Annotated in this window: 17 protein-coding genes and 5 pseudogenes; 16 read left to right on the plus strand and 6 right to left on the minus strand. The window is 53.3% G+C overall.

Going from position 1 to position 21960, the window contains the following annotated elements:
• Nucleotides 1–51 precede the first annotated feature (51 nt).
• Nucleotides 52–975, minus strand: a complete 924-nt coding sequence (locus tag AB4O09_RS19555) for a LysR family transcriptional regulator (protein ID WP_027912483.1) — start codon at nucleotides 973–975, stop codon at nucleotides 52–54.
• A 743-nt stretch (nucleotides 976–1718) separates the two neighbouring features.
• Between AB4O09_RS19555 and AB4O09_RS19560 the strand changes: the two genes are divergently transcribed.
• Nucleotides 1719–3059 carry an aspartate aminotransferase family protein gene (locus AB4O09_RS19560; protein ID WP_025214395.1) on the plus strand — a complete coding sequence of 447 codons (1341 nt, stop codon included), beginning with the start codon at nucleotides 1719–1721 and terminating at the stop codon, nucleotides 3057–3059.
• A gap of 589 nt (nucleotides 3060–3648) precedes the next feature.
• Here AB4O09_RS19560 and AB4O09_RS19565 read toward each other — a convergent pair.
• The 3 genes from AB4O09_RS19565 to AB4O09_RS19575 all read right to left on the minus strand — a co-directional run bounded on the left by AB4O09_RS19565 (nucleotide 3649) and on the right by AB4O09_RS19575 (nucleotide 7349).
• Nucleotides 3649–4950, minus strand: a complete 1302-nt coding sequence (locus AB4O09_RS19565; RefSeq protein WP_027912484.1) for a carbohydrate porin — start codon at nucleotides 4948–4950, stop codon at nucleotides 3649–3651.
• A 68-nt stretch (nucleotides 4951–5018) separates the two neighbouring features.
• Nucleotides 5019–6530 (minus strand): indoleacetamide hydrolase, encoded by a 1512-nt coding sequence (gene iaaH / locus AB4O09_RS19570; protein WP_027912485.1) that lies wholly within the window; start codon nucleotides 6528–6530, stop codon nucleotides 5019–5021.
• Between the two features lie 99 nt (nucleotides 6531–6629).
• Entirely contained in the window at nucleotides 6630–7349 is a 720-nt protein-coding gene (locus tag AB4O09_RS19575; RefSeq protein WP_027912486.1) for a helix-turn-helix transcriptional regulator, read from the minus strand.
• 580 nt (nucleotides 7350–7929) lie between these two features.
• Between AB4O09_RS19575 and AB4O09_RS19580 the strand changes: the two genes are divergently transcribed.
• A complete protein-coding gene (locus AB4O09_RS19580) occupies nucleotides 7930–8268 on the plus strand; it encodes an aldehyde dehydrogenase family protein (RefSeq protein WP_460069555.1) in 339 nt (112 codons plus the stop codon).
• A gap of 88 nt (nucleotides 8269–8356) precedes the next feature.
• On the opposite strand, the pseudogene AB4O09_RS19585 reads toward AB4O09_RS19580, so the two are convergent.
• Nucleotides 8357–8608: pseudogene (locus AB4O09_RS19585) on the minus strand (MarR family transcriptional regulator); the annotation flags it as partial.
• 240 nt (nucleotides 8609–8848) lie between these two features.
• A pseudogene (locus AB4O09_RS19590) lies at nucleotides 8849–9299 on the minus strand (helix-turn-helix domain-containing protein); the annotation flags it as partial.
• A 14-nt stretch (nucleotides 9300–9313) separates the two neighbouring features.
• Here AB4O09_RS19590 and AB4O09_RS19595 point away from each other — a divergent pair.
• The 14 genes and pseudogenes from AB4O09_RS19595 to AB4O09_RS19660 form a co-directional block, all read left to right on the plus strand.
• Nucleotides 9314–9400: pseudogene (locus AB4O09_RS19595) on the plus strand (hypothetical protein); the annotation flags it as partial.
• A gap of 49 nt (nucleotides 9401–9449) precedes the next feature.
• Entirely contained in the window at nucleotides 9450–10307 is an 858-nt protein-coding gene (gene hpaD, locus AB4O09_RS19600) for a 3,4-dihydroxyphenylacetate 2,3-dioxygenase (protein WP_027912490.1), read from the plus strand.
• Nucleotides 10308–10352: 45 nt separating this feature from the next.
• Nucleotides 10353–10745 (plus strand): tautomerase family protein, encoded by a 393-nt coding sequence (locus tag AB4O09_RS19605; protein WP_027912491.1) that lies wholly within the window; start codon nucleotides 10353–10355, stop codon nucleotides 10743–10745.
• Between the two features lie 52 nt (nucleotides 10746–10797).
• Complete coding sequence (locus AB4O09_RS19610) at nucleotides 10798–12102, plus strand: MFS transporter (protein ID WP_027912492.1); 1305 nt, start codon at nucleotides 10798–10800, stop codon at nucleotides 12100–12102.
• Nucleotides 12103–12131: 29 nt separating this feature from the next.
• Nucleotides 12132–12236 (plus strand): annotated as a pseudogene (locus AB4O09_RS19615) (2-oxo-hept-4-ene-1,7-dioate hydratase); the annotation flags it as partial.
• Nucleotides 12232–12477 (plus strand): hypothetical protein, encoded by a 246-nt coding sequence (locus AB4O09_RS19620; protein WP_155953889.1) that lies wholly within the window; start codon nucleotides 12232–12234, stop codon nucleotides 12475–12477. The pseudogene AB4O09_RS19615 and the gene AB4O09_RS19620, both read left to right, overlap by 5 nt.
• Before the next feature lie 894 nt (nucleotides 12478–13371).
• Nucleotides 13372–14256 carry a GlxA family transcriptional regulator gene (locus AB4O09_RS19625; protein ID WP_250962431.1) on the plus strand — a complete coding sequence of 295 codons (885 nt, stop codon included), beginning with the start codon at nucleotides 13372–13374 and terminating at the stop codon, nucleotides 14254–14256.
• Nucleotides 14257–15341: 1085 nt separating this feature from the next.
• A pseudogene (locus tag AB4O09_RS19630) lies at nucleotides 15342–15659 on the plus strand (PLP-dependent transferase); the annotation flags it as partial.
• Nucleotides 15660–16379: 720 nt separating this feature from the next.
• Nucleotides 16380–17129 (plus strand): hypothetical protein, encoded by a 750-nt coding sequence (locus AB4O09_RS19635; RefSeq protein ID WP_027912494.1) that lies wholly within the window; start codon nucleotides 16380–16382, stop codon nucleotides 17127–17129.
• Between the two features lie 112 nt (nucleotides 17130–17241).
• The gene (locus AB4O09_RS19640; protein ID WP_027912495.1) at nucleotides 17242–17472 is read left to right on the plus strand and encodes an AlpA family transcriptional regulator; all 231 of its coding nucleotides are present in this window, start codon (nucleotides 17242–17244) and stop codon (nucleotides 17470–17472) included.
• Nucleotides 17473–17476: 4 nt separating this feature from the next.
• Entirely contained in the window at nucleotides 17477–18319 is an 843-nt protein-coding gene (locus AB4O09_RS19645) for a ParA family protein (RefSeq protein ID WP_460107372.1), read from the plus strand.
• A 309-nt stretch (nucleotides 18320–18628) separates the two neighbouring features.
• The gene (locus AB4O09_RS19650) at nucleotides 18629–20212 is read left to right on the plus strand and encodes a ParB family protein (protein WP_027912498.1); all 1584 of its coding nucleotides are present in this window, start codon (nucleotides 18629–18631) and stop codon (nucleotides 20210–20212) included.
• Nucleotides 20209–20757, plus strand: a complete 549-nt coding sequence (locus AB4O09_RS19655) for a DUF2857 domain-containing protein (RefSeq protein WP_027912499.1) — start codon at nucleotides 20209–20211, stop codon at nucleotides 20755–20757. The genes AB4O09_RS19650 and AB4O09_RS19655 overlap by 4 nt, the downstream gene beginning before the upstream one ends.
• Nucleotides 20754–21941, plus strand: a complete 1188-nt coding sequence (locus AB4O09_RS19660; RefSeq protein ID WP_081745362.1) for an STY4528 family pathogenicity island replication protein — start codon at nucleotides 20754–20756, stop codon at nucleotides 21939–21941. The genes AB4O09_RS19655 and AB4O09_RS19660 overlap by 4 nt, the downstream gene beginning before the upstream one ends.
• The last annotated feature ends 19 nt before the right edge of the window (nucleotides 21942–21960 follow it).

Genomic DNA, 21960 nt, shown 5'->3' on the forward strand with positions numbered 1-21960 from the left:
AGTTGATTGACTGGAGGGCCAGAACAACACACTCCTGGGGGGCGCGAGCGGCTAAGCAACTTCGAAGCGACGAGCCTCAGGAATACATGAAAGAGAGTTTTCAAGGGTTTCTGTCACACAGCGTCGCAGCGATCTAACAGCTGGCGACCGGTTGCCAGCAAGTGTTGCCAAAGCCAATGAGCTACGTGGCGCGTCAGCCAATGGTACATAGCGCACGCCCGGGTGACTGAACAAGCGTGTGGCGGTAAGTGGGAAGGTATCAAACGCGCCACCATAGGCGACCGCAGCCAAACTCTCTGGAATCGATTGGACATACGCGCCAATCCGGCCAGCCTCCTGCCGCTCTGAGCCCAAACTCCAGTAAGCGGCCCATTCAGTCGGGGCTCCCTCTCCCGCTACTGCAAACGGTTGCTCGATCAGATCTGAGATTGTAAGGATCGAGGCCTGCGCCATTTCGTGGCTGGCCGGTACGGCAGCCACTCGCGGCTCGTCAAACATCACATCGAGTTCAAGACGCGGGTCGCTGATCGGTAGCCTAACGAGGGCGGCATCCACTTTGCCCGAGATCAGCGCCTGCACTTGGTTTGTCATGGACAGCTCAGTAAACACTAGCCGAATGTCAGGATTACTCTGCTGGAATAACGTAAAAATAAGGTGAGTAAGTTCGCCCGCTGCATCGCCAAAGAAGCCTAACTTCAATATACCCCGGCTGTTTTCAGCAAGGGCACGGCATTCCAGGATCGTATTGTTCATGTTTCCCAAAAGCGTTCGAGCTTGCTCTACGAATCGCTGGCCTGCCTCCGTCAAAGAAACACGATGACTGGTGCGTTCAAACAATTTGAAGCCTAGCTCGCTTTCAAGTTTGGCAATTTGAGCGCTCAGGCCAGATTGAGCAATGTTCTCGATTTCGGCTGCCTTGCCGAAATGAAGGGTCTCAGCAAGCCTGGTTGCCAAAAGAAGCTGTCTAGTGTCCATTGAGGGGTACCCTCTACTCACGGAGCGTGTATGAACCTAACATCTAGCAAGATTCATGCTAATTTTTGACTTCACTGGTGAATAGCGATGGCTATCGATCTGTGGGTTAGCCGGGGGCCTTTACCTAGGCTGACACCGCTCCCCAATCGAGCAAATCGCAAAAAAAACGCACTCGCGTAGCATATCTATGACGTTTGACACTCTTGCGCAATGAGCACTAGGTTCAAAATGCCGATCAAGAACCCGTGGTACCTTCGCGCCCCCTCAGAAACGTTACTAGCCAGTACGCATCATGGGCAGGTAGGAAGCAGTCGGTAACAAAGCCTTTTTCCACGGTAACACACCGGCGCCCCAGCCTCGGCTGCGCCGAAGCAGCATTACTTCCCAATTCAAGCCCTTCAGTTTGAGTCCTTTCGATTCAGGAAATTGAAGAGGCTACGCATTATTTTCAACGATATAGCTTTCAGTCTATGGAGGCTTCTTGAAAATACCAGCGATCACGAAACCTGATCAAACGATCTACAAATGACCATTGCTCTGATACTAACAGGAAAAATACTATGGCCTAAGCTTTAGTCAAGTGCACAGGAACAGAAGCTGTACTAGTGATTATAATCCGGAACAATCCGGCACCTCATGAATTTTAATTTCGGTGTCGAATCCCAAGATAGAAATATGCATAAACCATTGGCAAGTCTGAGACTTTCAAAACAACCATAATTTAAGTAACTTTGGAAATAGCCATGAAGCTTAATTACCAGCAGTCGCTAAATAATTTCTCTGAAGCCTTTCACCTTTCAAAGAAAGAAACCTCGAAAGGAAAGGAATACATTCCAGGAGGTTTTAGCAGACGAACATTTGGCTATGGCCCACATGCGATTTTCATCGATAAGGGCGAGGCTCAATATCTTCATACTATCGAAGGAAAAAAGCTACTCGACCTCAATAATAATTTCGCCACTAATGTATTGGGCCACAATCATCCAGCGATCATAACGGCAATTCACGAAACGCTGCCAAATGGATTCTCATTTGGGAACCCTACGAATCACGAGCTCGATCTTGCCAAACTGATTTGCGAGCGCATTGACTCCGTTGAGCAGGTTAAATTCTTTTGCTCTGCCAGTGAGGCATGCTTGAGTGCCGTGCGGATCGCACGAGGCTATACTGCACGTAAAAAAATTGCGAAATTTGAAGGTGGTTACCACGGTTTTTCCGACGACCTAGCGATCTCGGCTCACCCTAACCCGAACAATTTCCCCGGCCCGGATACTAATCCTAAGGCACTTCCAGATTCCGATGGGATCCCTGCGTATAAAAGCGACAACGTCATCGTTTTAACTCAAAACGACTTCGAGTCTTGCGAAAAAATTCTCCGGGGCAATGCGGAAGAAATCGCGTGTCTGATCATGGAGTTACAGACCTGCGCGGGAGGTATCGTAGAGCTCGATAAAGATTTCGTGCAAAAGCTTCGAACTCTTACAAAGGAACTGGGAATCCTCTTAATCGCTGATGAGACCATCACACTTCGAGCGAATATAAAGGGTCTGCAAAGCGAGTATCAAATCAAGCCAGATTTGACAGTCCTCGGCAAAATGATCGGTGGGGGCCTACCTATCGGGGCGGTGGGCGGTAGCAAAGAGGTTTTTCGAGTCATCGAGGAAAACCAGGTCATGATCTCGGGCACCCACCATGGCCACCCATTGGCATGCGCAGCGGGCATTGCCTGCCTTAAGGCCATGGATGAGAAGGCTTATGCACGACTCAACGAAATGGCGGCTAAGATCAAATTCGAGCTGAATACTTGGGCGAAAGAATCCAAATATCCGTTTACCGTTTTCGGCTCCTTTTCGGTATTCGCCTATGCATTCACTAGAGAGCTAGGTCAGACCATCAACACGCATCGTGACTACTGGCATAAAATCGACGAAAACAGCATGGGCATCTACGCATTGGAAATGGCGACTCGCGGCTACTATCCTGTCCACCGTGGCCAGGTAGGACTCACACTTCCGATGACTGACGAGGACGTCGACGGCTACATCGAGACCACAAAGGACATTATCCGTCTAATTTACTCCTAGCCATCAAAGGCTTGCGTATCCGTATCGCATACGCAAGCCTTTGTTATCAGCGTTCAAAAAGCAAATTTCTGACTATCACTCTACAAATGTCCTTAATAGCATTTGCTCGCTGATGAACTGTAAGCCCGCTCCGGATGGTCAATATCTGCTCGCTGACCAGAAGACTAACACCGTTATTGCCAAACTCTCCTCTCTCAATTATTCCGTTAGCCTGCTGGGCGTGGACAAGGTGCGACTACTGCGATTTATTTCTCGAAGCCTGGAAATAAGAAAATTTTATTTTAAGACAAAGAGTTACGGAAAAACCAGCAGCACGAAAACTTGGAATTGAAGATACCTGCGTTATTGATGAAAGCATCCACACCACCAAATTAGTTGTCCGCTATGTCAACCTACGCTATACCCGTAACTGTTCTGGCGATGTCACCATCATGTACACGAACTTTACTGCCTGGGGTATAATTTTCTTGCGGCCCCGGTAATCTTTTCGGCATCCCTGCCACCTAACACAAACCAGGAGAAAGATTATGTTGATATTCTACGCAGAGCGGCTGAGGTCTGATCAGTGATCAGTGATCAGAACTGGGATTTAAAGGCCAATTTGAGATCCCAAATTATAAACTATCTGCAATCCGACGACGGCTCCATTGCTGCTAACCTCGGCCTGTGGATTGTAGAAGTTGCTGGGGTTGAACACGTACTGCACGCTTGGCTGGAGTGCTAGATAAGGTGTCGCCTGCCACACCATGTTGAGCTCTACTCGCGACTCTCCTTTCGACACTCCTTGGTCAACACCGGTGGCCAGAAGTCGCTGGTCATGCTGATATTGAACTTGCTTGTCTCCCAAACGTAGATAGCTCGCTTTCAAGCTGACTGAATCTTGAGGGCGCCCGAATGGGCCAACACGGGTTATACCTGCCTCCACGAAGTGTTCGAAAGGCTGTAGATCGTCAGCACTCCAAGTCCATGCGCCGAATACTTGCCACGCTTTGTCTGGGTTTCCGGCAGAAGAACCGCCTTCGCGAGATAGCGTTTGCATAAAGCGGTAAATTAAGCCGCTGCTTCCACGACGGGTCGAGCCATCCAATATGTCGGTCTGTTCGGAGGTATTGTAAAAACTATTAAGCTCGTAGTGATAGGCCAAGGGAGTCTGCGCGAAGTTTTTTTGAGCACCGATGCCTGCCAACCAAGTGATACCACTCGCGTCGCCCGGGTCCCAGTTCCACCCCTTGGTGCGTTTGATGTAATGAGTAGGGTTGGACTCGAAAGCGCCAGCATGTATGTACTGACCATTGTCGAATGAGTAACGCGAGTAACCGCCCCAGCTACCGTATGGGTAAGGTAATATTCCGGTGGTGTTTTCAATGATTGGGTCATTACAAGTAACCCAGTTTTCGCAATTTATGATGTAAAAATGCCGCTTAGGATTGCTACGACCAACGTCGATCTCAAGATGGTTATCCAACAGCATTTGTTGGTATTCAAACTTCGACAGATATCCCTTGTCTATGTCGTTACGCATAGCTGCGCCACCTAGTGCACTACCTGTGGCTCCTTGCCAAGCGTTAGCAGTCGGCTGACCTTCATTGCGCATCCACGGAAAGAATGTGTATTCAAACTGGAACGTGCCGCCTGTCAACCCCATGATTTTTGACATGTCAAAATCGGCGCCAGCGAAAACTGCACCAGCGTTGGCGAATGTATGGGGGCGAGGTCCAGTGTTAAGGTTCTCCAGCATCAGATCGATAACGATCAGGTGTGCCTTGACTGGACTACTGTCTGTGGTCGACGAATCGGCCCATGCCGAGTTCGCCATACTACCCAAAGCCAAACCAGCGGTTACACAAAATCGGCGCGCAGAAGTACCTGCGACGAGTGAGATCGCGTTCATTCATTTAATCCGAGAAAGGTTTTTGGTCGCGCAGCCAGTGCAGTTGCGCTTAAGGTAAGACCAGTCGATCAGTGTGCGATGGGCGAAAGTGGGCCAGGCCCCCAGATCGACTCAAGTGTGCGACCGATTGCCAGAAGTTGGGCATCCGTTCCAGGCAATCCGTCAATCTCCATTCCTACAGGAAGTCCGGACTCTTTCCCAACACCTACCGGAATACTAAGACCAGGCATCTTCACGTTGCTGCTCGGGTCGGTATTTCGAATAATCCGACCAAATTTTTGAGGCGTTCCGGCGTCAGGGCCGGCCTTGATTGCCACCTCTGGAACCGTGGGGAACAGAAGAGCATCGAGCTTGTTCTCCTCGAATGTCTTTTTATAGAGAGCTAGCAAGGCTGGGATACCCGTCTTGATCGCTTGCGCATAAGCCGGGCCGCCAGGAATCATCTTTCCATCAGACCCAACGACATTACCAGGCACCACCATAGCCGAGAAAATACCTTGGACGTCGGGACTCGAAATTTTGGTGGCCAGGGTTTCGAATGACACTCCGGTGGATTGTGATTTCAGGTAGTCAGTCAGGGCCTTACGCGCTTCCATTATCGCAACTGGCGTTGCCACAGCTGATGCCAATTGCCCCATACCCGGCATGCTGACTGAGACGATCTCAACTCCCGAACTGCGGAGCTTCTCTACAGCGGCGTTAGCTTGTGCCGAGACTTCCGGTTCTAGATCAGCCCAGAAGAAATCTGGAATGCCCAGTCGAATATGATGGGCAGGTATTGGCTTCAGAAGAGAGGCACCGCTGAGAATCGAATCCAGCAGTATGATATCTCCGACGCTGTTGGCCATTGGGCCTGCCGTATCGCGACTGGTCGAAATAGGTGTGATGCCTACACTGCTGTATCGCCCAACCGTTGGGCGAAATCCAACACAGCCATTCAACGCGCAGGGCGCACGGCTTGAGCCACCTGTGTCCGTTCCCATTGCGATCGGAATCAACCGAGCCCCCAGGGCGGCGGCACTCCCCGATGACGAACCACCGGCAATGCGAGAGTTATCAAACGCATTGCGTACACCGATCAGCCGTGGAAGATGAAAGGCCGTGTTGTAACCGGTAGCGCCAAACGAGAGCTCATGCATATTGGTCTTGCCGATCACAATGGCGCCTGCGGCCTGAAGCTTATCGATAATCGGCGCATTTACCTTCGGAAAGAAATTAACGAGAGCTGGAGTACCGGCTGTGTTCGCAAAACCAATGACCTGAATGTTGTCCTTTATCGCTATAGGGACGCCACCCAAGGGAAGGCACTGCTCACCCTTAGCGAGTCGCGCATCAGCAGCACGTGCCTCGCTCAAGGCTCTCTTTGGGTTTAAAGAAATGAAAGCGTTGAGCTCGGGATGCGCGTCAATGCGGCCCAGCCAGTAGCTGACAACCGATTGACTGGAAACCTTCTTCGCGCAGATGGCTTGTGCCGTCTGCTCAGCGCTCATCAAGTAGAAGTCTTTCGGTATGTCCGACGCCGATACGCCAGCGCTTGCTGCCATAAGGCCGATCGCTAAGCAAGAGAGTCTGGTCTTCACGGATATTCCTTGCGAATCATTCGATCCCCACTGCAGGTCTCGATTATTCATTTACGCACATGGAAATATCCGTCAAACATCCTCATTAATGAGGAGGTGTCAGTGCGCGCCCATACGCATGGCAAGCTCGGTTCGATTACCAGAGTTTGTCTTGATCATCGCGTTCTTCAAATGAGTTCGAACCGTGGTGAAACCTATGGACATTATACGGGCGATCTCTTTATCGCTTCTACCTGCCGCAACGTGCTCTACAACAGCCCGTTCTCGTGGACTCAAAGCACCCTTAGGAGGCATTTCAGCTGCAAGTGCTTTCTGAAAATAGGGTGTGAGCGCGTTAAGCAGTGAAAGCTCTCTAATTCCAAACGCAGGTTGATCGACGCTACGCCATATGCGCAAATCACCCACATCCCGACCTTGGTTGAAGAAGAAAATGTTCACTCCATGGTGCATCCAGCACGGCTTGAGGAATTCGGCGTAGAGCTCACTTTGCTCTAAGCTTCGCCGACTGATCACGTCGTCGACACAGATAGCTTGGCGCTTGGATCTCAATGCCGGTGTTAAGATATCGTTCACGTGAATTCGCTTGTCATACTCCCTAAGCATTTGCGCATCAATATTGACCGCCGCGCAACGGGTTGATCGACTCAGTCCACTATCCCAAAGGTACGAAGCTCCAAAGTCCGACCGCAGTAACAGCGTAACATCACCAAGCACCTGCTGACGCACGTCGTCACCCGCGCCACCTGTGCGGAGTCGCCAGACGACTTGAGCGAACAAGTCAAGCTCATAACTCGTCATAGTCATTTGGTTGATTTGCATGGCATGCCTCTGTAATTAACCCGGGCGTCCGAGCAATTTCTGGGCCTGATTGAGTCGGCTGGTAATGCGAAGAGTCTCAAAAAATCGTGGTATCGGTCGTGACTTCACTAGCGTAGGGCTCTTGCACTTATCTCGCTGCGATTTTCAGCCGGTTAGGAAATGGTTCCTATAGCACTGCTGATTGACACAGTTTTCTCCCTTTTTAGGTGAGTCGAATATTCTCGCCAAACGATATGTAGCTTCGATAAGTAACGTTCTTGGCGCTGCGACTTCACTTAACGACGACGCAACATAGCCATGATCAATAGATGCCTGACCATCTCCCGCTGAGCCACTGACGTCGAACACTAACGCCAACAACCAGACAAAGGCCTACTGCACAGCCTTGCCCTCGTCAATGGAGTCTTGGCTGTCCAGACCGTCCCTGCGAAGCTGGTCCATCAGCACATGGAGCATCTGGCCCCAGGCCTTGCTTAAGGAAATCTTGCCATTCCGCAGAACCCCGAATTGGCAATTGAAGCCAATATTCCCGCGGGTGCGCTGAACATTTTGATCGGTGGCGGCTCTAGTAGGCAGAGGTTTGGTCGAACCCCCGGGCACAGACAAGGTTTCGTTCACCGGCTCGATACCGACCGGTATCGCTATCGGCGAGAGTGCCATGGGGGCCAGACTGACCCAGACCACGCTTGAACTGGACGAAAACTCCGCACGCTTCCTGCGTGATGTCGAACTGGCCAGGGCTGTAAGCGGCATTATCGAAGCCGAATTCCTGAATCCTAGAAAAATCTGCGCTACGAGCAAGCGTTTCTCTGTCCATCGCTTCCAGCTCAATCCAATCATGGACGAACTGCCGCAATGCATGGGCAAACTGAACATCAGCTCCCCCCTGGATGAAAGCACTGATTCAGCCCGTCACTAACCGCGCGCGTCAACTTAAACTCGGTTAGTTTTTCGCAAAGGCTTGCGCAGAAACAGCACAATGATTTGCGGCTGCAATGCACACCATGACTGGATTTCTGGCGACGCACGAGGCCATCGCGCTCCAGCCGACTGAGAACCCCGGTCATGCTTGGCACGAGAATGCAAGCATGGTGAGCAAGCTGATGGCTCTCAGGCTTCCCCTGCTGACGCAATATCCGAATGATCCGCCATTGCTGTTCCGTCTGATTGTGCTTGTTAAGTGCCGGTCGAAAAAATGCCATTGCGGCTTCGCGGGCTTGCAATAACGCCAGCGTCAGGGGAAGTCTAGGGGGAGCCATATAGAAATACTGGAATAGGCGATTCGGCAGCTTAGTGTCGCCAGCCTACCGGCCCAACGCCCCGCTTGCCCATCCCTCCCTCAGTCAAGATCAATGCATCTCCTGCCAAAGTACTCTGAAAAGTGCAATTAATTCACCGTAAAAGCCATTTTTACGTACCCAATCGGCGGCCATGATCATCAGCACAAAATTAATAAGACAACAGCCAATTCACCTATGCTCTGCTCAACGCAACCCCGGCTACCGCTGGTGATACTCCCTCGGAATGATCTGCGCGTAGCGCTGGAAGAACCGACAGAAGTAAGCCGGATCCTTGAACCCAAGCTGATAGCAGATTTCATTGACGGAACTGCCTGTGAACAGCAGCAGACGTTTAGCTTCCTGCATCAGACGTTCCATCATAGACCGTTTGGGCGGCAGGTCGGCGATACTCCGACACACGTCATTGAACCATGCTTCCGCCACCCCGATACCGTCAGCGTAACGCGAAAAGGGTCAATGTTGCAGGGAATGAGCTTCAATCGATTAATTGAACCGGTGGAAAAGCCGGCCTTGCTTCCAACGAGTTGGAAAACAGGCACAACAAGCTCACCATGGTCAGTCGCGTCAAACTATCCAGCGCCGCGCTACGCCCGGGACGATAACTCACCATCTCTGCGCTCAACTCCTCGAACAGATAATCAAGGTTCCGACACCAGTCATGGAGGCAGCCAGTACAGCTTCGAGGCGTTCGCCTAGATCAAAAACGTGTGCATCTCGATGGGCAGTCATCACATTCCACGCTGGGGGGTTGAGCAACACCGGAATCCCCTAAGACAACAACAATTTCAGGAGAATCATCATGGGCGAAGTCGTCCTGGCCGCGAAAATCTGCCACGTCCCCTCGATGTATTTGTCGGAGCTGCCCGGCAAACACCATGGCTGCCGTGAGGCGGCGATTGCCGGCCACAAGGAAATCGGCCGGCGTGCCCGTGAACTGGGCGCCGACACCGCCGTGGTGTTCGACGTGCATTGGCTGGTCAACAGCGCCTACCACGTCAACAGCGGCGACCACTTCAAAGGCATCTACACCAGCAACGAGCTGCCGCACTTCATCAAGAACATGGAGTACGAGTATCCCGGCAGCCCTGAGCTGGGCGAGCTGATCGCGCTTGAGGCCAACGCCGCCGACGTGCGTACCCTGGCCCACAATATTCCGAGCCTGGAGCTGGAATACGGCACCCTGGTGCCGATGCGCTACATGCACATGGGCGTACCGAAGGATCAGAAACTTAACGTGGTATCGATTGCCGCCTGGTGCGCCTGGCATCGTCTGCAAGACAGCTTCACCTTCGGCGCCGCCGTACGTCGGGCCATCGAAAAGAGCGACCGCAAAGTCGTGGTGCTGGCCTCGGGGTCGCTGTCGCACCGCTTCTCGGACGACCGCAATGCCGAAGCCAATATCCACAGCTGGACGCGCGAGTTCGACAAACAGGTCGACCTGCATGTGGTGGAACTGTGGCGCCAGGGCCGCTGGAAAGAATTCTGCGCCATGCTCCCCGACTACGCCGAGCACTGCTTTGGCGAAGGCAAGATGCACGACACCGCCATGCTTTTGGGGTTGCTCGGAGGGCCGGATTACACCCAGCCCGCCGAGATCATCACCGAACCCTTCGGCAGCTCGGGCACCGGGCAGATCAACGCCATTTTCCCTGTTTGACCGCATGGCCGCCCGGCATCCCCGCGCGACCTGAAGGAGCCCACCATGCCCCACTTCATCGCTGAGTACACCGACAACATCGAACAGCAGGCGGACCTGCTCGGCCTGTTCGAAACAGTCCACGCCACCCTGGGCGACAGCGGCGTATTCCCGCAGGGCGGCATCCGCAGCCGCGGCGTGCGCCTGGACACCTGGCGCATGGCCGACGGCAAGCACGACTACGCCTTCGTGCACATGACCCTCAAGGTCAGCCATGGCCGCGACCTGGCGACACGGCAGGCCGTCGCCGAAAAACTCTTCGACGTGATCATCGCGCACTTCGCCGAGCTGCAAGCCCAACGCATGCTGGCCTTATCGTTTGAAATGGCCGAATTGCACGAGCAGCTCAATTTCAAGCAGAACAATGTGCACGCCTTCCTCAAGGCACAGGTGAGTTAACCCGCCCCAGCCCGTTCGTCCCATCGGCCTCTCAGACAAAAAGTATAAAACCATGAGCACAGCCAATACCGCCGACACCCTTGCAACCGTCGCCCGCGACCGCACCCACAGCGCCATCACCTGGCGGCTGATGCCGCTGTTGCTGATCTGCTACCTGTTCGCCCACCTAGACCGCATCAACATCGGCTTCGCCAAGATGCAGATGAGCGCCGACCTCAACTTCAGCGACACCGTCTACGGGTTCGGCGCCGGCCTGTTCTTCATCGCCTACGCGCTGTTCGGCGTGCCAAGCAACATGGCCCTGGACCGCGTCGGCCCACGGCGATGGATCGCCACGCTGATGGTGGTGTGGGGCGCACTGTCGACCTGCATGTTCCTGGTCGAAAGCGCGACGGGCTTCTATGTGCTGCGCTTTTTGCTCGGGGTCGCCGAGGCGGGTTTCTTTCCGGGCATCCTAGTGTTCCTGAACCGCTGGTACCCGGCCGGTCGGCGCGCACAAATCACTGCCTTGTTTGCGATAGCGGTGCCAATGGCCGGGGTGATCGGCGGGCCGCTCTCGGGCGGCATCCTTGAGAATTTTCATGACCTGGGCGGCCTGCGCGGCTGGCAGTGGATGTTCGTGATTGAGGGCGCGCCGGTGATTCTGCTCGGGCTGGTGGTGCTCAAATGCCTGCCGGACAATTTCGAGAGCGTCACCTGGCTGACACCTGCGCAAAAACAACACCTGCGTGAGCAACTGCACAGCGAAGAACAGCGAAAATCCATCACCTCGTTTTCCGCAATTCTGCACAACCGCCAGGTGTGGTTGCTGGTGGCGGTGTACTTCGCCGTGATGCTGGCGGTGAACACCCTGGCCTTCTGGATGCCGACCCTGATCCATGGCGCCGGCATCGGCAGCGACGGCAAGGTCGGGCTGCTCAGCGCGGTGCCCTACCTGGCCGGCTGCTTTTTCATGATCGGTTGCGGGCGCTCGTCCGACCGCCATCGCGAACGCCGCTGGCACCTGTGCGTGCCACTGTTGATGGCAGCGCTGGGCATTGCGGTCGCCGGGCTCTCACCTGGCAACCCGACCCTGGTGCTGGCAGGCCTGATCGTCGCTGGCATGGGCGCCAGTGCGGCGCTGCCGATGTTCTGGCAATTGCCGCCGGCCTTCCTGTCCAACGGCACCCAGGCCGCCGGTATCGCGCTGATCAGCTCCTTTGGCAGCATCGCCTCATTCTTCGCGCCCTACCTGATCGGCTGGATGCGCGACACCACCCAGAGCGCCAGCCTCGCCCTCTATGTGCTGGCCCTGTTCATCGCCCTTGGCGGCGTGCTGGTGCTGCGCACCCGGGCTGCCATCGTCAATCCTCACTAAGAGACCCTAGTCATACTCGATCACAGCTTATCCAGCAAGCAGCCGCACGCCTCGACCGCGCAGAGCGTTCAGGCGAGAAGGTGCGTCAGTTTTCTCTGGACCATCCAGGGATCGCCACCGAACACACTTATGCCCAAAATGCTGGAGACGGGTATGAATTGCCTACCGGTTTTAAGCCTCAGCCATGTCTCGACGATTCTTAAGGATCAATCCAACTCAACAGCTATTTCATCAGCAGTGGACAGCAATCATCGCCTTGCTCACGTCCATAAAGATGACGCCAATGCAGGACGGTATGAACAAGCAACCAATACCCAAGCAGCCTTACTAACCGGCAGCAGCCATGGCCATCGTTGCCTGGGGTCAAACCATTGAGCGAACATTAGGTGACAATCCAACACAGTTACCGGACATGCTCTCGCGATGGGTTGCCCAATACACTCATGGCTGCAACTCGTTGGGTAATCGACCTTCAGCTTCGAGGATTCGAACACTTGAGGGTCGTCGCCCCAACGAAGATGTACGCAATTTGGCTCAGGGAAACGCTATTGCTAGCACAGTGATAGAGAGTATGGACAGAGTATCTGAGGCACTCTCAGCGATGCTTGGAGTTGCCCAGTATCGGCAGAACGTCTTTATTGAAGATCCTTAATATCTCCGAGCGCGTGCTTTGACGCCCTTCCTTCAGGCTCAGCCTGCGGAACTCCACCCACTGATTGAACACAGTAAGGGGCCGGCGAACACACCTTCCGACCTCGGCCAATAAGGATGATTGTGTCCGCGTAATTTAGGTGGACACCATCGCCTTAAGCGATGGCGTCATGAAGGTGTATTGCCCGGACGGTTACGTCAACCTAACGGTCGAGGCCCGCTAGGAACGACGTCCGGCAAAGCAGCCACGACTGGCACTTGAGATCTTATGCTGGCGAGCTCTCCAAGCCGTAGCGCGATACCGAAGCTTTTCCCCAAGCTAAATGTCACGCTTCTCGCCGTAGGGCAGAAATTTTTACGTAAACTGTAGTCATGGATGGGCTTGTTTTAGCGCTCGAGCAGCGCCACTCACCAGAAGCTCATGACATTTATCAAAAGGCCTATAGATATCTATTGCGGGGGCCGCTCGGGTACTCAAAATTACTCAGCGAGTCGTCAGATGAACGAATCCAGATTTTGTTTCTCATGGAGTAGCTATTTATGGGTCCCAAATCCATACAATTCATAACCTACCCGAAAGTAAGTTTACTTGACTTGGCAGGACCTCTAGACGTGTTCATGGCAGCCAACCGCTTTTCCCGCCCCGATCACCAACCGTATGCGATTTCTATTTTAGCGTTAACCCAGACCACTGAGATATGCTCGAATTTTTCAGTAACCACTGAAACTCTGCAAGCAGAAACCTCTTCGCCGCATACATTAGTTATACCTGGCGGACCAGGCATTCATGATTTCTGCAAAGATCCAAAGTTTGCCACGCACTTCATAAACCACACAGAAAAAGCCAAGCGGTTGATTTCTGTTTGCACTGGCATATTCGCACTAGCTTTTGCCGGGAAACTGGACGGACGAAAAGTAACCACTCACTGGTCCGCGTATGACGAACTGGAGAGACTTTTTCCATCAATAATAGTTAAGCGTGGCCCTATATTTGTTAATGATGAATACATATGGACATCTGCAGGTGTTACATCAGGAATTGACCTAGCGCTATCCATCGTAGAAGAAGACCTGGGACACGCCGTTGCACTAGAGGTTGCTCGACATCTGGTAATGTTTCTCAAACGTTCGGGAGATCAGAATCAATTCAGTCCATCCTTGATCTTGCAATCGAAGAGCAGCCAGTTCTCAGCTTTACACGCCTGGATTCATGAGAATCTAAGCACCGATTTAACAGTGCCAGTGCTCGCAAATTTCATGAACATGAGTGAAAGAACATTTACACGTAAGTATTCAGAATCTATGGGAAAAACGCCAAGCAAAATGGTAGAGATACTTCGATTAGATGCGGCCCGCGATATGCTGACAAATTCAAACAGCCCACTCAAGACCATAGCCCAGCACTGCGGACTTGGTAGTGAGTCGACCCTTATCAGAAGGTTTGTGAAGAATTTTGGCATCACACCCAAGGAGCATCGCACACGCTTCAAATCGACCCATTAACATTCCACACCTACAACGCAGCGGTGCTTTTTATACAACATTGCCTTTTCCAAACCTAAAGTAATCTCATCTACCGCTGGAGAAGACCCAAAGGGTCTGCTCATTTGGGCCAAGATCCGTCCAAATCTGGCGGACATGATCAATATTTTGTCATTTTCTCGCAACAGTTTTTCTATAAATTATTCCCATCTCAAAAACAATCTATCACCTCTACAAATATCGCAGAGGCCAAGGTCTTGGGGATCCAGAATTTAGTTCTCATAAAAATAATTTTCCTAAATACCTCCCGCCATATTCTGCGTCAGAGACCTTCATATGTCAAAGCTGGCAATCAATACAATTGAGCTACAAGTACAAATGGATAAGCACAAATGAATGACAACCTGTGCATGGAGGTTCTGTCGCCACTAAAAAATATAAAGCGAATTTCGCCACACTGCGTTGACTACAACCTCACACCAGCTACAAGCTCCAAACGCTGGATTATAAAAATCGCCTGGCGTGATGCAGCCTCGATGCACAATCACTTTCCCTCTGAATCATTGCAGGTCCTTCTCACGTTATTAGTTTCGAGGTGTTCGAAACTCTGCTTTAAAGAAACATTGAGCACTGTGGGGTGAGACTGCTTTGCCGCTCTGGAAGGACTCGATCATAAACCCGAAATCCAAAATTCTCCCGAATTCCACTGTCTCCACGGTTCATACCCCACCCCCTGTTCGATATTCATTCACGCATGAATCTAAGACGGTCCCTAAGCAGTCGGCGAACTAAGCTGTCCGAACCTAACGGCAAGGTCGTGCGGCGGCTTTATGGCGCTGAAACGTGGCAATCAGATCCTATCTGGGCCCTTTATTCGACAGTGGAGTCGTGCTCGGAGGAGATCAGGGCTATCTGTAGCCGCGTCTAATGTTGCCTCGAATGCGTGAAGGTGGGATGCCTGCATATTAATCTGCGAGCAGCGTAGGGGGCACATCCCTTCGGTAGATTCGACTTATTGGATCAAAGTACTCAAAGATCGGCATAATAAATTTTTACAGTTCTTCACGCTACAAAAATTGGAATACTTTTAGGGATCAATACCAATCATGGAAGACGCCACCATCGCGCTGCACCATGGTTTCAAGTCCGACCCGACCACCAAGGCCGTGGCAGTGCCTATCTACCAGAACGTTGCATTCGAATTCGATAACGCCCAACACGGCGCCGACCTATTCAATCTGGACCTGCCAGGCAACATTTACACCAGAATCATGAATCCCAACAATGATGCGCTGGAACAACGCATGGCCGCCCTCGAAGGTGGCATAGCAGGTCTGGCCGTATCGACCGGTAGCGCGGCGATCCACTATGCGATTCAAACTCTAACCCGCGCAGGTGACAATAACGTCACCACGCCACAACTATCCTGCTTCCACTACTCATCGGCAGATGAACAAGCAGGAACAAGCGAAGGCTGGCGTGAAACCAGAAATGATTTCGTCTGTCGGAAGAAACGAGGCGATTGAGGACCTTGTCGACGATTTGCGCCAGGCACTGGGTTCGTCTCAAACTTGAGGCTCAAAGGACGGCTAGGGTGATCCTAATATTCGCAGCTCATCCAGTAGGTAGCTATGTGTTCTGCGTGGCCTGGGGGTGCTGTGCGGTGCGGCCCTCTGCTTAACAACATTTGCGCCAAATTCACTGATTTGAAGTTTGCGCAAACGCCGCCAAGTACCGGAGAACAGTCCGGGTACCTGGCGCCTTCGCCCGCCTCAGGCATCAGCGACATAGTAATGGTGAGCCCACCTTCAAATATGGCAGAATTAATCAATAATTTGTCATTTTCGCGACGAAGGAATGCAGTAGATTATTCTGAATAATCATAAATTTTTATCACCATAAAATTAGAGCTCCCTCTCGACAAGAAGGCAAATAAAAACCGACTCATATAAACACAAGACAAACAACTCACCCCCCTTCACAACAGACCAAACATACTATTCACTACATAAACCACGCACAACAATAATATTAAACGACAACTACACACCAACCTCATCGATAAACCCCCAACTCATGCGGCCGAACAATCATACACCAACTTGCAAAATCAGGAGCAAAAAATCTCAATGGAGTGACGCTTTATGTATGCGACTCAAAGCTGCAACCTCTATGCAAAACTTTTTTATAGGCCCATTGATGCAGCCTTGCGTTGGTGCAACTTGATTACCTACGAAAAAGAAATACTCGAAGTGGCTCAGCGCTGCCCAAGCCGGCTCAAAAATTGCTTCCCGCAGTGGCCCTGCCTGCATGCAAATACGGAAAAAATTATCGATGCCATTCAACACGGGGAGCTCGCTTATGGGTGTTTCGGCGTGCCAGTGGCCATTGGTACTCCCGTTAATTACGACCACATAACCGTCCGCCACACTGATCTAAGATTTTGGATGTCGCGATATTATCCTGACCAACGACCAGCGTTTCTCTTTGGGGAGGGGCCCAATCAAAAAGGAGCCATTAGCATTGAAACATACTTAACACTGCAAGGTGATCGTGATGCTTTGCAAGTGCAAATAAAGAGTTTGGACGCAGCTCATCAGCAGCTGCTTAACGACCTTGAAGCCATCGGATTGGAAAGAAAGAACATACACGACTTGCTCAAGACCAATCGTAAAATCAGCGATCGCAGCGAATCCGTCTATCTCAACATTATCGGGGCGATGGTCAATCTGTTTCTCGACAAGTCCCCGGCTGGAAAACCATTGTCGGTTTTCCAGTCCCAAGCGGCCATCGTTGACGCGCTAACCGCTCATTATAAAAACGTACCGGGCATAACCAAGCGTACGCTGGACGAAAAATTTGCTGCTGGTAAGCGCAACCTCATAAATCGATGAGGCGGATTGCACTGCAATCACTCCCGTTGCGGCGCAATGACGCCACGTCTCTTCCACTATTTAATTCAGATCACTTCCCACTACGCGTCAATCGAAGCCAGGAGTGACCATTATGCCCAGCCATCCCGCCCCCATCACTGAAGCAAATCAACCATCGGTCGTACGTCACATCATGCGGCGTGAGGAAGTGGAGCGGAAAACCGGCTTCAAGCGTGCGCACATCTACAACTTGATGAGGGAAGGTAAATTCCCTCATGCCAAACGCATTGGACTGCGCGCCGTCGGCTGGGACTCGCTGGAGATCGAACAGTGGATCATTGAGCGTTTGGCACAGCAGGCCTGATGCCATGCGTGTGGTATCAGTGGTGTCCACCAAAGGTGGCGTGGGCAAAACCACAGTAGCAGCCAATCTCGGCGGTCTGCTGGCTGATGCTGGCCTACGCGTCCTGCTGCTCGATCTGGATAGCCAACCCACCCTCTCCAGCTATTTCGCCTTGAACCACGAGGCCATCGCCGGTGCATACGAACTCATTGCGCTTAACCAGACAGATCCTGCACAGATAATCTCCACGACCGAGGTCGTCGGTCTCGATCTGATCCTCTCCAACGATGATCAAGGCCAGCTGAATACATTGCTGCTGCACGCCCCTGACGGGCGATTACGGCTGCGCAATTTGCTCGACACTTTCCGCCCACGTTATGACCTGCTGTTGATCGACACCCAAGGCGCACGTAGTGTGCTGCTGGAGATGGCCATCCTCGCTACCGACCTTGCGCTCTCTCCCGTTACGCCGGAAATGTTGGCTGCCCGAGAGTTACGTCGCGGCACGTTGAAGCTGTTCCGTGAGCTCGAACCTTTCCGTCACATGGGCATTACACCGCCGCCGTTGCGACTGCTGCTGAACCAAGTAAACACCATTCGGATGGACACCCGGATGATTACTCGTGGCCTGCGCGAGACCTTTGCTGGCGGTACCAATATTCCGGTTCTAGACACCGCAGTTCCGGACCGCGTGGCGTACCTCAATGCTGCCTCCCTCGGCCTACCCGTCCACCGAGTTGAAACGCGCCGGTCACGTACACAACGCTCGCCATCAGCGCTAGAAACCATGCAAGCGCTGGCCATCGAGTTGTTTCCGGAATGGCGTGAGGCGATTTCTAGGGTAAACAGATATGCAGAGGTTCGATAAGGCGAATTCCGAAGACGGTATTTCGCGCCAAATCATTTTGTTTGTTCAACCTTGAGGCCAACAGCGTTTGGCGAGGAGTTTTTTGATGTTGGATCGGTTTCCCATCGTCGTTCAGCCATCCACTCGACAAGATCGTCCACCTAGCGAGGAATACTGCACCGTGGTCTTTCGCCTGCCGCGTGGGCGCTCGGCCATGGGTGGGTTTCTCGCGGAACTGTCTCGGTATTTCGAAGGTTCGGGTACAGCCGAGATCATTAAGTTCGAGGTCGGTGACCATTTGCGTAACGGGCGTTAACTGAGGCTGTTCAAATGAAGAAGCTCAGTCAGGAGGAGATCACCGACAAGCTGCACCAGGACCATTTTCCTCGGGGTCCAGAACTGGAGCGACTGTCCGATCCACTCACTGATACGCCTATGCTGGTCACTCTGGAGCAATTGCGGCCCTACGAACACAACCCTCGGTTCATCCGTAACCCGCTTTATGACGACATCAAGGCCTCCATCCGCGAGCGCGGGCTGGATCAGCCGCCGCCGATTACTCGCCGCCCGGGAGAAGCCTATTTCATCATCCGAAACGGCGGCAATACGCGCTTGGCAATTCTCGGCGAGCTGTGGCAGGAAACCCGCGACGAGCGTTTCTTCCGCATACATTGCCTGTTCCGACCCTGGACCGATGAAATCAGCGCCCTACTCGGCCATCTTGCCGAAAGCGATCTGCACGGCCAGCTCACCTTCATCGAACGTGCTCTGGCAGTGACCAAACTCAAGACCATGCTCGAATCAGATGGCGCAACACTCTCGCAACGTGAGTTGGCACGACGTCTTGCCGCTGGAGGCTATCCGATTTCCCAGTCGCACATCAGCCGGATGCTGGACACCCTTGAACATTTACTGCCCGCCATTCCACAAACCCTATACGGCGGGTTGGGCAAACCCAAAATAGAACGCCTGATCGGTCTGCGTAGCCAGGCTGAACGAGCCTGGAATCGTTATCCAACCGACACCATCGCTTTTCCCGAGCTTTGGCTCGACACCTTGGGGCAATTTGATGCCGACCCAGAGTCCTTCGACCTTGAGCGAATCCAGGATGAACTGCTCGAACGCATGAGCCGCTTACTCGGACAGTCCTACCGCATGTTGGCCCTAGAGCTGGGCGATACCCAACGGGTCATCCAGACGCCCGGTGGTGTCGTCACGCCCCCGCAGAACAACCCTCTGCCGAGCGTCGATGAGCCCGCGGCCGAGCCTCCCCCCTTTGAGCCGCATTCCAAATCAGCTGAAACCAGGACGCAGACCGAAACAGAGCGAGAGGAGCAGGTCACACTGCCCGAAACGAATGTCGCATCAGCAGTCAGCCCTCCGTCACGTGTCCAGCAGATCCGCGGACACATTGATCGCGCCACTGCCTCCGAACCAATAAAAACCGTCGCAACCTGTCCGATCGACGACATCTGGATCATCGCACCAACACTGGATACCCCCGCACAACTGCGCTTAGCCATTGCCGGCCTGGCTCGGGAAATGGCGGCCTATGCCGGACATCCCGAAAGCATCATCGATCAGAAGCATGGCCTGGGCTTCGCCCTCAGCATCGAGCAACTTGATCCTGCAGCGCCTCGTGCGGCCGGCGTTCACCTATTGCTCTTGGCCCTGCTGCGTGCTCAAGACGAAGTGAACTGGGAGGATCGCAAGCAATTGCCCTCAGCCCTGTTCGGGCAACTGCTATTGGGGGTCTATCAACTCCCGCTGGCAGATCGTCCCGCCGTAGACGTAGGACTGGAGCGACTGCCCGACGATCTGTTAATCAAACTGTATCGCCTCATTCGCTTAGCCCGGCGCCTGATCGACTTAACGCTTACCCATGAAGACGATTCACCAAGGGAGCTGCCATGAACCTGTCCTTCAATGTGCTCAACCAGGCCATGCTGACCCAGGTCCTTCACGAGTTGCGCCTGGGTAATCTGCAACGCTGCAAAGCACTCGGACTGGGTGAAGAGGACATCTACCTGTTGCAATCATTACCGCCGACCACACTGTCACGCCTGGCCCATGCCACTGTCCCCTGGGTTGAGGTCAAGATTGATTCGCCGGTGTTGCATCGGTTGATCGACCAGGCCGAACGTGACGAACAGAACGAGCGCCTGATCAACCGAGCGCTCAAGCTCGGTGCCAGCAGTACCATCATGTACCAGTACTTCGGTTTGGCACATTCGGAAACCGCCCTGCGCCGACGTCTCCTCAAGATAGAAACCCGTAAGGGCCGCCCACAGAACCTGAGCGAAGAGCAGGAACATGCGCTCTGGCAGCGTTGGTGCCAACTACGCGATCAGGACGGTGCTGAGAATCAGCTCGACGCCATGATGATGTTGGCGGAGGAGCAACAGATCAGCTTGACCATCGTTTGGCAGCAGATCGACCATTACAGCAACGGAACATGAACACTGCCCCGTCCGGTCGCTGGCAGCGTGTCCTGCAGCAATGCACTCAGCAATTAAGTGGGCGTTGGCCCGCACGTCCTACCACTGAACCTCCGTCCAACCAGGCTCTACAGGCTGGCTTTCTGTTCAGTGGCCAATCACACGAAGTCGTGCCGCGTCGCCTGCTGTTGGACAATCGTCTGACGCCGTTGGAACGGAATGCGTGGCAGGTCTTTCGACTCATGTTGCAAGGCCAGAGCGTGGTCACACCGCGCTATGAAGATCTGCAACCTTACCTGTCGAGCGTACCCTACGGTGCGTCAGCCTCCCGCGAAACCATCGCTCGCGTCTTGACGATGCTCAGGCTGACTCGCTGGCTCAGTTTGGTCAGTCGTGGCCGCGATCAGCTGAGCGGGCGCCTACAAGGTTCTCTGTACGTCCTGCACGATGAACCGTTAACCCCCGCCGAAGCCATGGAGCTGGATCAGGATTACCTGGAGCTAGTCGGACACGCTCTCGATCATGCAGCCAAGGCTGTGCGTATTGTCGCTCAGCATGTTTTGGAAGAAATCCGCCAAGATACCGATATCGATCTGGGTCGACTCCCCACCCGACTCGACAGTTGGAGCGACCATTGGACAAAACAAGGATTGGATAAGACGCCCAATGAAGCGTTACACGATTCCGAACTAGGTGGCGATCACCCCGTTCGGAATCGTGTGGAACCTCGTTCGGATCCCGAACCGGGTCTGAAAGCCAATGTTTCCGGCACCGTTCGGAATCCGAACGCTGCCTGTACTGTATTAAAAGAAAGTATTTGTACTGTACCGCGCGCGACCCCGGCAGTGGATAACCTGCACTGGCCTGATCCGCTGCACCTGAGTCCGAGCGAGCGGCAGGCCGTCACCGTGGCGCTGAACAAGCTTAAGCCAGCGGATCGGCAGGCAGTGCTCAACGAAGCGGGCGCGCGATGTGCGACAGGCAGCGTCCGCAAACCGGCGGCATATCTGATGGGGCTTATTCAGCGAGCGCTGAAAGGCGATTTCCGCCCTTGGGCAGGCCAGGCTGAATCGTTACCCTTTGCAGAACCGTCATCTGCTCCCCCGCGCCAACTTAGGAAAAAGGGCGAACCCGCCTCTGCCCTCGCCCGAGCGTGCCTGGATGAACTACGCCAGCTGCGTAGAAAACGCCCTGGACGTCAGTAGATTTGATGCCACTGGCATC

Source organism: Pseudomonas sp. H1_F01, assembly GCF_054681425.1.

Coding starts and splice junctions, on each gene's coding strand:
- AB4O09_RS19555 (WP_027912483.1), bottom strand. CDS start 975: ATGGACACTAGACAGCTTCTTTTGGCAACCAGGCTTGCTGAGACCCTT.
- AB4O09_RS19560 (WP_025214395.1), top strand. CDS start 1,719: ATGAAGCTTAATTACCAGCAGTCGCTAAATAATTTCTCTGAAGCCTTT.
- AB4O09_RS19565 (WP_027912484.1), bottom strand. CDS start 4,950: ATGAACGCGATCTCACTCGTCGCAGGTACTTCTGCGCGCCGATTTTGT.
- AB4O09_RS19575 (WP_027912486.1), bottom strand. CDS start 7,349: ATGCAAATCAACCAAATGACTATGACGAGTTATGAGCTTGACTTGTTC.
- hpaD (WP_027912490.1), top strand. CDS start 9,450: ATGGGCGAAGTCGTCCTGGCCGCGAAAATCTGCCACGTCCCCTCGATG.
- AB4O09_RS19605 (WP_027912491.1), top strand. CDS start 10,353: ATGCCCCACTTCATCGCTGAGTACACCGACAACATCGAACAGCAGGCG.
- AB4O09_RS19610 (WP_027912492.1), top strand. CDS start 10,798: ATGAGCACAGCCAATACCGCCGACACCCTTGCAACCGTCGCCCGCGAC.
- AB4O09_RS19620 (WP_155953889.1), top strand. CDS start 12,232: ATGCCCAAAATGCTGGAGACGGGTATGAATTGCCTACCGGTTTTAAGC.
- AB4O09_RS19625 (WP_250962431.1), top strand. CDS start 13,372: ATGGCAGCCAACCGCTTTTCCCGCCCCGATCACCAACCGTATGCGATT.
- AB4O09_RS19635 (WP_027912494.1), top strand. CDS start 16,380: ATGTATGCGACTCAAAGCTGCAACCTCTATGCAAAACTTTTTTATAGG.
- AB4O09_RS19640 (WP_027912495.1), top strand. CDS start 17,242: ATGCCCAGCCATCCCGCCCCCATCACTGAAGCAAATCAACCATCGGTC.
- AB4O09_RS19645 (WP_460107372.1), top strand. CDS start 17,477: ATGCGTGTGGTATCAGTGGTGTCCACCAAAGGTGGCGTGGGCAAAACC.
- AB4O09_RS19650 (WP_027912498.1), top strand. CDS start 18,629: ATGAAGAAGCTCAGTCAGGAGGAGATCACCGACAAGCTGCACCAGGAC.
- AB4O09_RS19655 (WP_027912499.1), top strand. CDS start 20,209: ATGAACCTGTCCTTCAATGTGCTCAACCAGGCCATGCTGACCCAGGTC.
- AB4O09_RS19660 (WP_081745362.1), top strand. CDS start 20,754: ATGAACACTGCCCCGTCCGGTCGCTGGCAGCGTGTCCTGCAGCAATGC.